Genomic DNA, 15815 nt, shown 5'->3' with positions numbered 1-15815 from the left:
AAAGTACCCCCCGAGAGACTTTAAAATTAACCCTGAAAAACCTGAAAATTAGATAGCAAACACAAGTGAGTAGGAGTACATTCCGCTACTCACTTGGTTTCATCGCTCGCTCTATTTAGACAGCTTCATTGGTTACTTAATTTATGGATCTCATTTTTAGTCCAACCTTCCCTGTTTTGGGTGCAATCTTCATTTTTGCCGCTATTGTTCGTGGCTTCTCAGGTTTCGGTTTCACCTTAGTGGCACTGCCATTAAGTGCGTTATTCGTGCCTGTAATCGAGCTGGTTCCCGTTTTCATGCTGATCGACCTGTTAGGCAATATCCAATTGCTACCGAAGGTTAAACATCACGTAAATTGGCGATGGGTTTCAAAGGTATTTATCCCTTGTTTGGCCTTCACGCCCGTCGGCTTGCTGTTGCTCAAATCCGTTAGCCAAGACACGATCATCTTGATCATCAGCGCCTTCATTTTTGCATCTGCACTTATGATCTACAAAGGGTTCCAGTACAAAAGAGAGCCTAGATTTGCTCCCTATATTCTAGGCAGCCTTGCTGGGGTAATGAACGGCGCGGCTTCGATGTCAGGGCCTCCAATTGGCACTCATGCATTGGCAAGCCCAGTTGCTCCGCACATTGCTAGAGCCGGCCTGATTGCCTTCTTTGTCTTGGCGGATTCCACTGCATTTGTTTCGGCATCTATCGCTGGGTTAGTCGATCGTGATGTGGTCTGGCTTACTCTAGCACTCTTACCAAGCAGCATGTTTGGCGGCTATGTCGGTTCGAAATTGTTTGAGAGGTTTGGTGGAGCGAAGTTTAAGCCAGTCACGATTGCATTGCTTATCGTGATTGCGATATTCAGTGCTGGTCGAGTCCTACTGTAACTGGCTTTAGCGGTTAATTTCGGAAGTTGGTTTCACGAATTGATTACGGAAAGTGATTAAGAAAACTGGGTACCAATGACTACCATTCGATATGGATAGGGGTACCCATTTTTACAAGTTGGAGAAACTCATCCATATCTTGATTGGTTAATGCGATACAGCCATCCGTCCAATCAAAGCTTTGAATAAAGCTCGGTGAACGGCGCTCACCATTTTTAATACCGTGGATCTTGATGTTCCCTCCAGGGTCGACATCATTTTCTTCAGCCCACTGCATATCCGAAGGTTGCGGGTAGCTGATATGCACCGAGCGGTGAAAATCCGATTCTTCCATCACATAATCGAGCTGGTATTCCCCTTCAGGTGTTCGGTTGTCTCCTTCAAAACGTTTATGCCCTTTCGGTTGTTTCCCTAACGCAATACGAAACTCTTGAATGACCTCATCCCCCTTAAGTAGGTACATTCTACGTTTCGATTTATCAACTTTGACTAAGGTGACCACTTGCGACAGAGAGTCTGCCTCAGAAGAGGGACCGGTTAGAGTGTAAGACTGTTGAGAAGAGCTTTGAGGAGGGCGTTTAGATGAACCTTGAGACAGCTGGGCAACTTGTTCGCCAGAGTTACTGCTAAGAACATCATCCACAATAATCACATGTTTGGAATTTGAGATCACTGAAGAGGTTGAGTTAGAGGAAGACGTTGAGACACGCTGAGAGTGAGCCGGTTTCGACTCGAATACAATGGTTTCGATTGCCGTCGCGTCAGAAATTATCTTTTCAACCACAACCTTTTCAGCTTGCACACTCGAAGCTACAAACAGTAAACACAGTGATAAAGGCAAAAATAGACGCACCTTTAGTTCTCCTCAAAGCGCATGGACATGGTTCGTGATTGAGTTTCCATGCCTAACGATTCATAGAAACCCTTAGCTTGCTGATTAAACTCCATCACTTCTAACCTAAGCTCAATAGCACCGCTCGCTTGCGCCCACTGATTAAACGACTTCATCAACGCTTTGCCGACGCCTTGGCTCTGAACCTGATCGTTTACCACAATCGTATTCACTCGCGCTATTCTGTGAGACTGAATGAAGCTTACCCCTTTATTCTGCGTTACCTTCCCCACCAAGAAACCAACAACCTGTTGCGCGTCAACCGCAACTAAGAAAGTGCCAACCGGATCAAGCATCAATCCCAACCAATATTCTTCACTATCAGCCAAGCCATGAGAAGCGGGAGCAAATACTATAGGGGCACCAAGATGATGTTGACGATTTATTTGCATAGAGAGCTCTAAGATCGAGCTAATATCAGTTACCTTAGCGTTCCGGATTTGCATATCACTACCTTTTTAAATTCAATAACACCTTAGCAAAAATAGCTTAGCTGTGCACCGTCCTACTCTTTTAACAAAACTTTCGAGCTAGAGCTTGATACCACTAATTACATGACACGATAACGAAGAACAGCCCCCAATTGGGAGCTGTTCTTATATCTAAATCTCGGTTCGTTCTAAACGAATGACGTAAAATCAATCAGATAAGAAACGATTAAAAACCGTTAAACATTTTGGGTCTGCTTTTTTTGATTATTACGGTATAGGTCAAATTGAACAAACCATTCATAGCGACATCTCTAAACTTACTTAAGAATTTTAGAGTTTTAATACGGAGTGATTTTTTAATACGGAATGTTCTTTCTCCGATAACAGAGTCTGCTGCCCCTCCAGTTAAACCAGCAGGAGACACACCATAAGTTGGTTGTTTATGAAGCCATACATTTCTAATGAAGACATCAACTGGGTAGAGGAATCGATCGCTTTTTTCTATAAATGTTTTTGCCACATGAGGGGTGATCATATAGGCAGTCATACATAACGGTGTTTTAATATGTCGCACTAGACTTTGTTCGTCATCTAGGTTTTCAACAACATAGTTATACTCTCTTTTGTTAGAGTAATTTTCTAACCGAATATAACCACACTCTTCAATATGCTCGCTGGCGTGCTGAACCGTTTTTTCGAAGACATCAACATCAACCATTACATCATCTTCAAAGATAATAATCGGCTGATTCAGTTCAATACACTTTTCCCATGCCAAGTAGTGGCTACTGTAACAACCGATTTCACCAGGAACGGCGACTCTTCCATTCAATGCATAAAAGGCGGCTTCATCATAACGATTCATCAAAGGGTGGTCTTTAGATAAGCTAGCATCAACGCCACTCAGCTTTTCTATGTCTAATTTCTTAATATTTAAAAGTTGTTCTTGGCTAGATAAAAATCGCTCTGACTTTCGCTCCAACGAAATGATGATAGACTTCACAGTAAAAAACACCCACTAATAATTTAACCCATAAGAAATTAATATAAATATCAACAAAAGTAACCCCCCTATTTCTCATAATTAGAACCAATCTAAAACAAATGTTGTTCATTATTCCAATTATGTTCAACTTCGTGACTCTGTAACGTAAATTGCTCCCAATCGATAACCTTTATTGTCTTAAAATGTTATCAATTACTAAACAAAGTGATATTAAAACACCATAGGTTAATTACGCGATTGCATATAAATACAATTGCACACCAATTCAGCTTGTATAATATTTCTTAAGAATTGACGAGAGGATATAATCAATAGATCTTCATTCTTTGGGTATTGAGTCTTTTATATTAAATACTTCCAATAAACCACCAATTGAGAGAATACAATCGTTCACTGAAACTAACCTGCACCTCCCACCTCAGAAACAACACAACAAAAGACTTTATTATGATGCTCTACAAAGCTCAGGTATAGGCGAGTTAATATTAATATCAGGCTAAAGATCGTGGAGAATTGTTCCGCAAATCTCAGAAACAATGCTAGCCATTGAGTGCTACTATCTTCATAGAATTAATATACTAACTATTGGATACCTTATGATTAAGTTCGCTGTAATTGGAACCAATTGGATTACACAGAAATTTGTTCAAGCTGCTCATGAATCACAATCGATGCAACTTGCTGCGGTTTATTCACGAAATCTGGCCAGCGCGGCACAGTTCGCCCAAGAATTTAACGTTGAAACGACGTATGACTCACTCGACGCATTGGCAAATGACAACACAGTTGAAGCCGTGTACATCGCTTCACCAAACTCACTGCACTGCGAGCAATCTATCTTGATGATGGAACACGGCAAGCATGTCATCTGTGAGAAGCCTGTCGCATCGAATATTGAAGAAGCAACACACATGTTTGAGGTCGCTCAGAAGAACGGGGTGGTGCTGTTTGAGGCGTATAAATCTCAGTATCTACCGAACTTTGAGCAAGTTCAACTCGGCTTAAAAAAGATAGGCAAAGTGCATAAAGCGCACATCAACTACTGTCAGTATTCATCGCGTTACCAGAAATACCTAAACGGCGAGAACCCAAACACCTTCAACCCAGCTTTCTCTAACGGTTCATTAGTCGATATTGGCTTCTACTGCGTAGCCGCGACTGTTGCTCTGTTTGGTGGGCCTGAGAATGCGCAGGCTTCGGCAAAGCTACTTGACTCCGGTGTGGATGCGCATGGCTGTGCGATCTTCCAGTATCCAGAATTTGATGTAACCCTTGCGCACTCTAAAGTCAGCGACTCTTACGCACCAAGCGAGATCCAAGGCGAACAGGGAGCGATCATCATCGATCACATTGCAGAATGCACCGACGTTAAGATTCGCTATCGTGATGGCACGGTAGAAAACCTTACTCAAACACAAAGTGAAAACTCCATGAGTTACGAGGCTCAAGCCTTTGCAAACTGCATTGCTGGTGACAAAAACACCCAAGCTCAAGCCCAACTGCGTGCTTTAACCGTTGCTAAGTTAATTACGGAGATGCGTCAGCAAGTTGGTGTCGTTTATCCCGCCGACAAATAACACCCCAAGCATGTTAACCAACTGATTTTTAAGAAATGCCGATTTATGCATAACTAAATTTAATCTTTACGACAAATAACCGGATTAGTTGATTGGGATACCATCTGTTTAAATCCGCGTTCGATATCTGTCGTATTTATTTATTTTATTGAAGGTGTGTAAAGTGTTTTCAGTTGATGATCGCGTTGTTGCAACAAAAGGTGTTGAGCTAGGTGAAATGGTAGTAATTGGCCTAAGTGCTGGTGGTGGCTACGTTCATGTTACAACAGTAGAAGGCGCAATAATGACGCTTACTTACCCTGCAAAAGACCTTAAAAAAGCATAGTTTAACCGCTCCGCTCTTTTAGTCGTCACTCTGCTAAAGGTAACAAAATTGAGGCTTTGGCTGACTTCATTCTTCTGCATTAGAGTGAGCAGCCAGAGCCTTTTTTGTGCCTGTAATTTACCCACCAGTTTCCCCTCTAATTTACTCATTACAATAACGTCCAATCCAACGGACAATAGAATTCAGTAAAGAGTATCTACACTAAATACTTATTGTCTGTTAGTGCATGCTGTTTATTAGTGCTAAGCGTTTACTGGAACTTGGCATTTATTGTGCTTAGTATTCGTAAGAGTTTCTGGTACATTAGCATTATCTTATGCTTGTAATGACCATGAATGAGGGAAGCTATGAAGCTTTACATTTACGACCACTGCCCTTTCTGTGCAAGAGTTGCCTACATTGCTCAATCTCTCGGCTTGAACATCGAACTTGTTTCTGTGGATTATGATGATGCCCAAACCCTTATCGATCTGATCGGTAAAAAAATGGTGCCCGTCTTACAGAAAGACGATGGTTCTATTATGGCCGAAAGCCTAGACATCATTGCTTATTTCATGGATTTGAAATCAAATGATGAGCAACGTGAACCTTCAAAGCAGGCTACTCTTTTCCAAAGCCGTGCTTTCCCTCTTACTCAACAGATCGGACGCCCACGTTGGTGGAACCTCGACTTGGCTGAATATCGTTCGGCTGGAGCAAAAGAAGCTTGGCGTGTTAGTAAAGAGACCGAAGGCTTTAATTTTGAAGAGCTCTTAGAAAAGACCCCACAATACGTTCAACTGATTAACCCATTGCTGAAAGATGCAGAGCTTCTATTGGAGCTAGAGAATGGTGAATCATCGCTACCTTTGATTGATCAAGCTCTTTATTTCTCAATGCTTCGCGGTTTCTGTGTCGAACCAAGTATCGAATGGCCACCAGCACTTGAACATTGGCTCGAAAAACAGAGCAAAACGCTTAGCATCATGCTGCTTCGCTAATTTGTTGAGTCGTTAATAGTTAATAGTTAACAGTTAATAGCTAACAACCAGCTAAAAGAAAAATCGAAGCTCCCCGAACCATTGTCCGTACGAGCTTCGATTTTTATGACTCAATTGTCTTTTTCTACAACAAGCGCCTTCTCAAACCTGTACGTTCCAAGATTCGTGTCGAAATCTCTTCAACAGACAGTGACGAGGTGTTGATGTATGGAATGGCTTCACGTCTGAACAAACCTTCTACCGTTTGCAGCTCATACAAACATTGAGAGTCACTTGCGTACTCGCTACCTGCCAATCGATTTTCACGGATCTCGGTCAGCCTTTCCGCATCAATCGTCAAACCAAACAACTTATGACGATATATCTCAAATTCCGGTAACAACCTTAAGCGAGCAATATCATCATGGATAAACGGATAGTTTGCGACGCGTAAACCAAACTGCATTGCCATGTACAAGCTCGTTGGCGTTTTACCGCTGCGAGAGACACCCAACAAGATAATGTCTGCCTCTTCCAAGCCTTTTAAAGTAATGCCGTCGTCGTGCGCTAACGTGTATTCGATAGCAGCAATACGGTCGAAGTATTTGTCCGAGTCTTTATTAACGCTACGAGAACGCTGCAGCTTCGGCTTAGGCGCCATTTTCGTATCATCTTGCACTTTCTGCACGATACTCTCTAACACGTCATAACAATGCGCAGGCGCATCTAACAGCTTGAGTTTTATCTCCGGAATCACAATCGAGAAAAAGACCAAAGGTTCATGGCCTGTTGCTCGATATGAAATCTCGATCTCTTTCAATAAATCAGAAAGTTTGTCTTCACTTTCGACAAAAGGGAAGGTTTTTTCATTAGCTTCGAATGGGAATTGACCTAGAACAACATGCCCTAAAGTCTCACATGTTATGGCCGTTCCATCAGAAACATAGAATACATCACGACTTTGGATATCAATTTGCATTTTTTATTTAATGTTTAAAATTATTTTGAGTAGGATGGGAACCATAATATATATAACGAAACCCTGCTGACTATTACGTCCCCCACAGCTTTAGAAAATAATTTACATTTTTTTAAACTGATACGTAATCGTTTGCCTTTAAATCCCTACAATGCTTGCTATGTTTCTGGAGAAATAAATGCAAAATAACACCCTATGGTTCAATGGCCTTTCCATGGAAGATGTCGACAAAGTCGGCGGTAAGAATGCTTCACTTGGCGAGATGGTTTCTAACCTAGCCAACGCTGGCGTATCAGTACCTAATGGTTTTGCTACCACATCTTATGCGTTTAATAACTTTCTTGACTACAAAGGTCTTGATGAGCGCATCCACCAACTCCTTGATGAACTTGATGTTGAAGACGTTGACGCACTGCGTAAGACAGGTGCAACAATTCGACAATGGGTTCTAGACGCACCCTTCCCAGAATCACTAGAGCAAGATATCCGTGATAACTACCGCGAACTGATTGAAGGCAACGAAGAATTGTCTGTTGCGGTTCGCTCATCGGCAACAGCTGAAGACCTTCCAGATGCTTCTTTTGCAGGCCAACAAGAAACCTTCCTTAACGTGAAAGGTATCGATGCGGTTATCGAAGCAACGAAACACGTGTTCGCTTCACTGTTTAACGATCGCGCCATCTCTTACCGAGTACACCAAGGCTTTGATCACCGTGGCATTTCATTGTCTGCGGGCATCCAGCGCATGGTTCGCTCAGACAAAGCTTCTTCAGGTGTGATGTTCACGCTTGATACTGAATCAGGCTTCGACCAAGTGGTATTCATCACCTCTTCTTGGGGCCTAGGTGAAATGGTCGTACAAGGCGCGGTGAACCCAGATGAGTTCTACGTTCATAAGCCAATGCTAGAAGCGGGTCACTACCCAGTTGTTAAAAAGACGTTTGGTTCTAAGTTGATCAAGATGATCTACTCAACCAACCAAGAGATCGGCAAGCAAGTTGATATCATCGATACAGATACTAAAGAACGTAACGAGTTCTCATTGAACGATGAAGAGATCAAAGAACTTGCAAAACAAGCAATGATCATCGAGAAGCACTACCAACGTCCGATGGACATTGAGTGGGCAAAAGATGGCATCGACGGCAAGCTTTACATCGTTCAAGCGCGTCCTGAAACCGTATGTTCTCAGAGCGACCAAAACGTTATCGAGCGTTACGAGCTAAACAACAAGGCGGATGTCTTGGTTGAAGGCCGCGCTATCGGTCAGCGTATCGGTTCAGGCCCTGTTCGCTTGGTTGACTCTCTAGACCAAATGTCACTGGTTCAAGAAGGCGACGTACTGGTCACTGACATGACAGACCCGGACTGGGAGCCTGTGATGAAGAAAGCCTCTGCGATTGTGACTAACCGTGGTGGCCGTACTTGTCACGCAGCAATCATCGCTCGTGAGCTAGGTATTCCAGCAATCGTTGGCTGTGGTACAGCGACAAGCAGCCTGAATGATGGCGACACCGTAACAGTGTCATGTTCAGAAGGCGAAACAGGCTACGTTTACAACGGCGAACTCGACTTTGAAATCAAACGTTCTGAGGTTGATGAGCTACCAATGCTGCCAACTAAAGTAATGATGAACGTGGGTAACCCAGATCGTGCCTTCGACTTCGCTCAAATCCCGAACGAAGGTGTTGGACTTGCTCGTCTTGAATTCATCATCAACAAGATGATTGGTATTCACCCTAAAGCTCTGTTGAACTTCGATGAGCAAACGGATGAGATCAAAGCTGAAATCAACCAGCGTATTCGTGGCTACAAAGATCCTATCGATTTCTACGTAAGCAAGCTAACAGAAGGCATCGCGACTATCGCTTCTGCATTCTGGCCTAAGCGTGTGATCGTACGTATGTCTGACTTCAAGTCGAACGAATACAGCAACCTTGTTGGCGGTAAAACATTTGAACCACATGAAGAGAATCCAATGCTAGGCTTCCGTGGTGCATCTCGTTACATATCTCCAGTATTTGAAGACTGTTTCGAGCTTGAAACTCAAGCGCTAAAACGTGTACGTAACGAGATGGGACTGAAGAACGTTGAAATCATGATTCCATTCGTGCGCACTCCTAGTGAAGCAGCATCGGTTATCGACATTCTGGCTAAATTTAACCTTCGTCGTGGCGACCAAGGTCTGAAAGTCATCATGATGTGTGAGCTACCATCCAATGCGATTTTGGCTGAGGAATTCTTGAAGTACTTCGATGGCTTCTCTATCGGTTCAAACGACATGACACAGCTGACACTTGGCCTAGACCGAGATTCAGGTGACGTTGCACATTTATTCGATGAGCGTAATCCAGCGGTTAAAGCGATGCTGAAAATGGCTATCGATGCAGCAGCTAAAGCGGGTAAATACGTGGGTATTTGTGGCCAAGGCCCATCTGACCATGACGACCTAGCGGAGTGGTTGATGGAACAAGGCATCAGCTCGGTTTCATTGAACCCAGATACGGTTATCGATACTTGGTTGAAACTGGGTAACGTTGCGAATAAGTAACGCTTAGCGCCAACAAGTAGATACAACAGAAAGTAGATATAACAAAGCCAGTCATCGCGACTGGCTTTTTTGTTCACCGAAAGCCAACAAAGATAACCTGCCTAGCATAACAAACATTGGTATCGCGCTGACCTTACGTTATCCTTTACACAATTCTTCATTGAGAGGTTTGTCACCAATACAAGCCTAACTTCAAGACCGATAAGAGTGTTATGAATTCTACTACCGCAACTCCCTCGCCTTCTCTTGGCCGACAACTCTATACAATGACATGGCCAATGCTGTTTGGGGTACTTTCCCTAATGAGCTTCCAGCTTGTAGACAGTGCTTTTATTGGCCAACTGGGCGTGCTACCGCTCGCTGTTCAGGGTTTCACACTTCCTATACAGATGATCATCATCGGTATTCAGGTCGGGTTAGGTATCGCGACGACCGCGGTAATCGCGAGAGCCATTGGCGCGAATGAAACGCGCTACGCTAAGCAGCTTGGTGGATTAGTGATTGCGATGGGCAGTGTGAGTGTCGCACTTTTCTCCGTCATCATCTATCTGCTGCGAGGGCCAATTTTACAATTGTTGGATGCGCCACCGACGGTATTACCGATCATTGATTCTTATTGGATCTATTGGCTAGTCAGCTCTTGGACAGGTGCACTGCTCTACTTTTTCTACAGTGTGTGTCGTGCCAATGGTAATACCATGCTGCCCGGTTCAATGATGATCGCGACCAGTATCATCAACTTAATATTGGACCCGATTTTCATCTTTACGCTCGACATGGGCATCAATGGAGCCGCCATTGCGACCATCTTGGCGTTCGGTGCGGGTATCTTTATCGTAGCACCAAAGGTCACCAAGAAGCATTGGATGACCTTCGACTGGCACGACCTCGACATCAGAAAGAGTGTTCGCTCCATTGGTAACATCATGGGGCCTGCGATGATCAGTCAATTGCTGCCACCCGTTTCATCCATGTTTGCGACTAAACTGCTTGCTGGCTATGGCACCGCTGCCGTTGCAGCTTGGGCGCTAGGTTCACGTTTTGAATTCTTCTCGATTGTCGCTGTGCTAGCACTAACGATGTCGATGCCTCCGATGATTGGCCGCATGTTGGGAGAAAACAACCTAGGTAACATACGCAAGCTCGTTAAGATTGCAGTGATGTTCGTATTGGGTTTCCAATTAGTGATTGCACTGGTGACTTGGTTGTTCTCAGGCGGACTGGCAAGCCTAATGACCAGTGAAAAAGAAGTCTCAACGATTTTGAACTATCACCTACTGATCGTGCCTATCAGCTTAGGGCCATTGGGAATCTGTATGCTAATGGTTTCCGTCTCTAACGCTCTGGGCAAGTCCTACACCGCCTTGACGATTTCAGCGCTGCGCCTGTTCGCCTTCTTCTTACCTTGCTTGTGGGTTGGCTCTCAGCTTGCGGGTATTGAAGGCCTATTCTGGGGCGCAATGGCAGGTAATGTGCTTGCCGGCACTTGTGCATGGTTCATGTATCAGCGCGCGCTAAAGCAAGTCGAGCTTAAACTGCTAGGCTAATAATCAAACAGAACACTCTCAAAATAAGTAAAGCAGCGACTTCAGCTGCTTTTTTAGGATCTAAATCCTAGTTCGCATCCTATTGAGAAGCCGTTTTTTGTGAATTTAACTCTCTAATACAACCTCATTTTCAATTAATCACCTATCTTTACTCACCACCACATTCGCAAGGTAAATTCTTGATTGCCATGCATTTACAATACCAATCAATCCGACTTTTTACCTTTCCTTATAACTTGTCCTAGATCATCAAAGGGTTCAAAAATGCAACCTTTGGTTTTAAATATGTAAACCTTGATGCGGTTTAAGAAATTAAACCTCATTTGGCTATCTTTAGTGATCTTGTTCAAATTCCGCTCGTGATATAGGTCTAAACCTTACGATTTGTTGATGTTTTGAACGTTCACTTCAGGTTTACAGAAGTTTACCGCATCTTGTGAAAATACCACCAAAGGAGTAGATTTCAGTTATTGAGTTCAAAAATGTAAACCGAAATCATGAATGTAAAACAAGTTCGATTCACCGATGAAGACAGAGAATGCTTAAGCAATTACTTCCGCTTAGCAGACACTATCGCCGATTTGATTGGTCCTTACTGCGAAGTGGTCATCCATTCATTTGAAAGCTTAGAAAACTCAGTAGTGAAGATCGTCAATGGTCATCATACGGGTCGTGAAATTGGTTCACCGATCACCGATTTAGGTTTACGCATGTGGAGCACGTTCGAGAAAACTGGCGAAGTTTCTCCGAAGAGCTATTTCACCAACGCAGCAGATGGGTCCCTACTGAAATCAACCACCTGTATGCTGGCTGGTCCACAGCAAAAACCTATCGGCATGCTGTGTATCAACATGAACTTATCTTTCCCATTCCCAGAAATCGTCAAAACGTTGATGCCGCAGTGCAATGTGCCGCAAACCATTGTAAGCGAGACATTCAGCAACAATGCAAACGACGTCATTCAACAAGCATTGAGTTCAGCCATTAACGAGGTTGACCTAGACGAGTCGGTTTCCTGCAAAGGTCGTAATAAAGCCATCATCCGTTGTTTATTTGATAACGGCGTATTTGAGCTAAAAGAGACGACTACACAAGTATCAGAGCAGCTTGGGATCAGCCGTCAGGCGGTTTACAAGTTTATCCGTGAATTTAAATCAGAATAAAACCAATAATTTAGGAGTTACATCGTGAAACAGATCATTGCCACTGAACAAGCACCTGCAGCTATCGGCCCTTACTCACAAGGTACGTCTTACGGCGACATGGTTTATACATCAGGTCAATTACCTCTTGTTCCAGAAACCATGCAGTTTGTTGAGGGCGGCATCAAAGAGCAAGCTCGTCAGTCTCTAGAAAACTTAAAAGCTGTATTAGAAGCAAGTAATGCGGGACTGGACACCGTGCTGAAGACAACCTGCTTCCTATCAGACATGGAGAACTTCGTAGCATTTAACGAAGTGTATACAGAGGTGTTTGGTACAGAGAATGCACCTGCTCGCTCTTGTGTTGAAGCAGCAAGATTACCAAAAGACGCACTGGTTGAAGTTGAAGCCATCGCATACAAAAAATAACCGATTTAGGTATTAATGGGTATCATAGGAGATTCTCATGAGCGTTTCATTTATCGCATTAAGCGTACTGTTCTTTGGGTTCTACGCACTGCTGTCGAACTTCAAAAAGCAAAAGAAAAGTTTTAACTTCCGCGTACTGAGTGCGCTTGCTGCTGGCTTGTTGTTCGGTGGCGCAATTCAACTTGTTTTCGGTGTCGGCAACGTTGCGACATCTGGCTTTGCTGAACTGATTTCAGTGTTCGGTAAAGGCTACATCAAACTTCTACAAATGATCGTTATCCCACTGGTATTCGTGGCGATGATCTCTTCGATCATGAACGTCGAAGGCGGTGGTGCGCTATCTCGAATCGCACCAAAAATCATCGGTATTCTACTTTTCACTTGTGCAATCTCAGCAGCCGTAGGTATCGCAAGTATTTACCTATTTGGTATCGATGCGAACGCGCTAGTAAGCACAATCGGCACAAACAGTGCGATTGAAGCTCGCGGTGATTCACTGGTAGCAACACAAGATGCAATGGCGAGTAGTGGTCTGTCTGGTATGGCTCTGTCTATCATTCCAACCAACATCTTTGACATGCTAACGGGGTCTCAACGTACTTCTACGTTATCAACTGTACTGTTCGGTATGTTCCTTGGTTACTGCATCCTTCAAGTGAAAAACCGTAAGCCTGAGAAAGTGCAAAACTTCGTTGATTTCATCAACTCTGCAAAAGAAGTGGTGCTTTCAATGGTTCGTGAAATCCTGAAGCTAACGCCTTACGGTGTATTCGCTCTGATGACCACGTTCATGATGACCAACGACCTATTCGCACTTGCAGAGATGGGCCGCTTCCTTCTAGCAAGCTACGTAGCAATTGGCGTTATGTTCGGCATCCACTTCGTCATGGTGTCAATGTTCGGCCTTTCTCCTGCCAAGTTCATGAAGAAAATCTGGCCAGTACTCGTGTTCGGTTTCGGGTCTCGTTCAAGCATGGCAGCTATTCCACTAAACGTTGAAACACAAACTCAGCGCCTAGGTGTAGACGAAGAAACAGCAAACATGTCAGCGACATTCGGTACTAGTATCGGTCAAAACGGTTGTGCCGGTATCTACCCAGCAATGCTAGCAATCATGGCGGCACAGGTCATGGGCATGCCTGTAGACTTGAGCTTTATCCTGCAACTGATAGCTGTTATCGCGATTGCTTCATTCGGTATCGCAGGTGTTGGTGGCGGTGCAACGTTCGCAGCAGTAGCGGTACTGACTATCATGGGTCTAGACATCACAGTAGTCGCGATTCTAGTGTCTATCGAAGCGCTAATTGACATGGCTCGTACTGCGCTGAACATCTCAGGTTCTATGTTGTCTGGTGTTCTTACAGCGAAGAAGAATGGTTCATTGAATACTGAACAGTACGACGCTGACGTTACAGCGACAGTATCAAAAGAAGCAGCAGTATAATTCTCAAACTTAATTAAGAGCACTCCACGTAAGTGCTCTTCTGTTTTTCCCGAGTTCAGGTTATTTAGGTAGTAAATATGAAAGTTGTTGTTATAGGCGGTAGCGCCGCTGGTATGAGTTTCGCAGCAAAGTACAAACGTAATCAACCATCAGACGAAGTCATCGTTTTAGATAAGCGTAGCTACATCTCTTTCGGAGCCTGTGGCCTACCTTACTTTGCAGGCGGCATGTTTGATGACACCGAACGGATGATCTCCCGTACACCAGAACAAGCCATCAAATCAGGTTTAGATGTTCGTGTAGACACAGAAATGGTGTCGTTCGACCGCACTGAAAAGCAAATTACAGTTCGTTACCAAAACGTAGAGAGCACTATCGATTACGATATGCTGGTGATTGCGACAGGCGCACGTCCAATCGTTCCATCATTCGGTGAATTCAATCCAGAGCACGTATACACACTAACAAGCATGGAAGATGGCTTGGCGGTTAAAGAAGCGCTAAAGGATAGTAACAAGCAGCGTGTGTGTGTTATAGGGGCAGGCTTTATCGGCCTGGAAGTATTCGATGCTGCACACGGCTTAGACAAACACGTGACGATCATCGAACGTGAACAGCACATCATGAGCCGTCAGTTCAGCCCAGAGATCATTGAAGTGGTCGAAGGGGCAATTCGAGAATCCGGTGCTGACCTTAAAACAGGGTGCAGCGTGTCTGCAATTCGCGATGCGGAACAAGGTGGTTACATAGTAGAAACCGATAATGGCAATATAGAAGCGGATGTCGTGATCCTGTCACTCGGTTTCAAACCAAACACGGAAGCATTCGAATTACCAAAAGCTCAAAATGGCGCGTTGTTGGTGAATGAATATGGTGCCACTGAAGATGCTTACATCCACGCAGTAGGTGACTGTGCCGTTGTCCATCATATGGCACTAGGCAAACCCGTTTATGTTCCTCTAGCAACAACAGCCAATAAGCAAGCGCGTATGATGGCTGACAAGCTAGCAGGTAAAGATACCTATATGTCAGGCTTCTTAGGTTCGTCTTGTTTGAAAGTACTCGATTACGAGCTGGCGTGTACTGGCGTAAATGAACTTCTAGCGAAAGAACATAACTTGGATGTGAAAGTATCGACCATTTCAGATAAGAACCAAACCGATTACTACCCTGGTCAAGAAGACATCAAGGTAAAGCTGGTTTATAACCCAGAAACGAAGGTCCTGCTAGGTGGTGAGATAGTAGGTAAGAAAGGAGCCGTTGGCCGCATCAATGCACTGGCCGTAGCGATCACAGCCAAGATGACTACTCAACAACTAGGCTACATGGATTTCTGTTATGCCCCACCTTTTTCACGTACTTGGGATGCTTTAAACGTGGCAGGTAACGTCGCTAAGTAAGAGAGCTGACTATACAATTTCCAAAGAGTATTCATTGAGACATCAAAGCAGAGCGATTACGCTCTGCTTTTTTAATCCCTTAACTCTACGAACCTTATAACTAGATTAGATAACGACTTATCTAGTGTTTTTGAGCTCTCTTTTTGCAAATTCAAGATGTAAAAAAGCCCGCTGATTTCTCAGTGGGCTTTTCAATGGTGGTGGAGGGATAGGGATTTGAACCCTAGAACCGCTATTAACGGTTGCCGGTTT

Annotated in this window: 14 protein-coding genes; 10 read left to right on the top strand and 4 right to left on the bottom strand. The window is 43.9% G+C overall.

Features of this window, described 5'->3' with window-relative positions; genetic code table 11:
* Positions 1-143: 143 nt before the first annotated feature.
* A complete protein-coding gene (locus ACED60_RS10260; protein WP_012601050.1) occupies positions 144-881 on the top strand; it encodes a sulfite exporter TauE/SafE family protein in 738 nt (245 codons plus the stop codon).
* Positions 882-960: 79 nt separating this feature from the next.
* On the opposite strand, the gene ACED60_RS10255 is transcribed toward ACED60_RS10260, so the two are convergent.
* From ACED60_RS10255 to ACED60_RS10245, 3 genes are all read right to left on the bottom strand, one after another.
* Positions 961-1734: a murein L,D-transpeptidase family protein gene (locus ACED60_RS10255; protein ID WP_012601051.1), complete on the bottom strand. Its 774-nt coding sequence runs from the start codon at positions 1732-1734 to the stop codon at positions 961-963.
* 2 nt (positions 1735-1736) lie between these two features.
* Positions 1737-2219, bottom strand: coding sequence for a GNAT family N-acetyltransferase (locus ACED60_RS10250; protein WP_012601052.1), 483 nt, complete (start codon positions 2217-2219; stop codon positions 1737-1739).
* A gap of 211 nt (positions 2220-2430) precedes the next feature.
* The gene (locus ACED60_RS10245) at positions 2431-3207 is read right to left on the bottom strand and encodes a glycosyltransferase family 25 protein (protein WP_122047207.1); all 777 of its coding nucleotides are present in this window, start codon (positions 3205-3207) and stop codon (positions 2431-2433) included.
* Between the two features lie 599 nt (positions 3208-3806).
* Here ACED60_RS10245 and ACED60_RS10240 point away from each other — a divergent pair.
* The 3 genes from ACED60_RS10240 (at position 3807) to grxB (ending at position 6092) form a co-directional block, all read left to right on the top strand.
* The gene (locus tag ACED60_RS10240; protein ID WP_012601054.1) at positions 3807-4787 is read left to right on the top strand and encodes a Gfo/Idh/MocA family protein; all 981 of its coding nucleotides are present in this window, start codon (positions 3807-3809) and stop codon (positions 4785-4787) included.
* Between the two features lie 163 nt (positions 4788-4950).
* Positions 4951-5112, top strand: coding sequence for a hypothetical protein (locus ACED60_RS10235; RefSeq protein WP_009846296.1), 162 nt, complete (start codon positions 4951-4953; stop codon positions 5110-5112).
* Positions 5113-5459: 347 nt separating this feature from the next.
* Positions 5460-6092 carry a glutaredoxin 2 gene (gene grxB / locus ACED60_RS10230; RefSeq protein WP_371727441.1) on the top strand — a complete coding sequence of 211 codons (633 nt, stop codon included), beginning with the start codon at positions 5460-5462 and terminating at the stop codon, positions 6090-6092.
* A 124-nt stretch (positions 6093-6216) separates the two neighbouring features.
* Here grxB and ACED60_RS10225 read toward each other — a convergent pair whose 3' ends face one another.
* On the bottom strand, positions 6217-7050 hold the full coding sequence (locus ACED60_RS10225; protein WP_009846294.1) for a pyruvate, water dikinase regulatory protein: 834 nt from the start codon (positions 7048-7050) through the stop codon (positions 6217-6219).
* Positions 7051-7228: 178 nt separating this feature from the next.
* Between ACED60_RS10225 and ppsA the strand changes: the two genes are divergently transcribed.
* The 6 genes from ppsA (at position 7229) to ACED60_RS10195 (ending at position 15563) form a co-directional block, all read left to right on the top strand.
* A complete protein-coding gene (ppsA, locus tag ACED60_RS10220) occupies positions 7229-9601 on the top strand; it encodes a phosphoenolpyruvate synthase (protein WP_371727440.1) in 2373 nt (790 codons plus the stop codon).
* A gap of 212 nt (positions 9602-9813) precedes the next feature.
* Positions 9814-11148, top strand: a complete 1335-nt coding sequence (locus tag ACED60_RS10215; protein ID WP_371727439.1) for an MATE family efflux transporter — start codon at positions 9814-9816, stop codon at positions 11146-11148.
* Between the two features lie 497 nt (positions 11149-11645).
* Positions 11646-12311, top strand: coding sequence for a transcriptional regulator (locus ACED60_RS10210; protein ID WP_371727438.1), 666 nt, complete (start codon positions 11646-11648; stop codon positions 12309-12311).
* Positions 12312-12335: 24 nt separating this feature from the next.
* Positions 12336-12719, top strand: a complete 384-nt coding sequence (locus ACED60_RS10205; RefSeq protein ID WP_017111552.1) for a RidA family protein — start codon at positions 12336-12338, stop codon at positions 12717-12719.
* Between the two features lie 37 nt (positions 12720-12756).
* The gene (locus ACED60_RS10200) at positions 12757-14163 is read left to right on the top strand and encodes a cation:dicarboxylate symporter family transporter (protein WP_102482066.1); all 1407 of its coding nucleotides are present in this window, start codon (positions 12757-12759) and stop codon (positions 14161-14163) included.
* Positions 14164-14240: 77 nt separating this feature from the next.
* Complete coding sequence (locus ACED60_RS10195; RefSeq protein WP_371727437.1) at positions 14241-15563, top strand: CoA-disulfide reductase; 1323 nt, start codon at positions 14241-14243, stop codon at positions 15561-15563.
* The last annotated feature ends 252 nt before the right edge of the window (positions 15564-15815 follow it).

It is taken from the genome of Vibrio sp. 1F279, assembly GCF_041439815.1.
Classification (GTDB): domain Bacteria; phylum Pseudomonadota; class Gammaproteobacteria; order Enterobacterales; family Vibrionaceae; genus Vibrio; species Vibrio tasmaniensis_A.
Note: the sequence above shows the minus strand (reverse complement) of the source record. Positions and strands in the feature narration are given on the sequence as shown.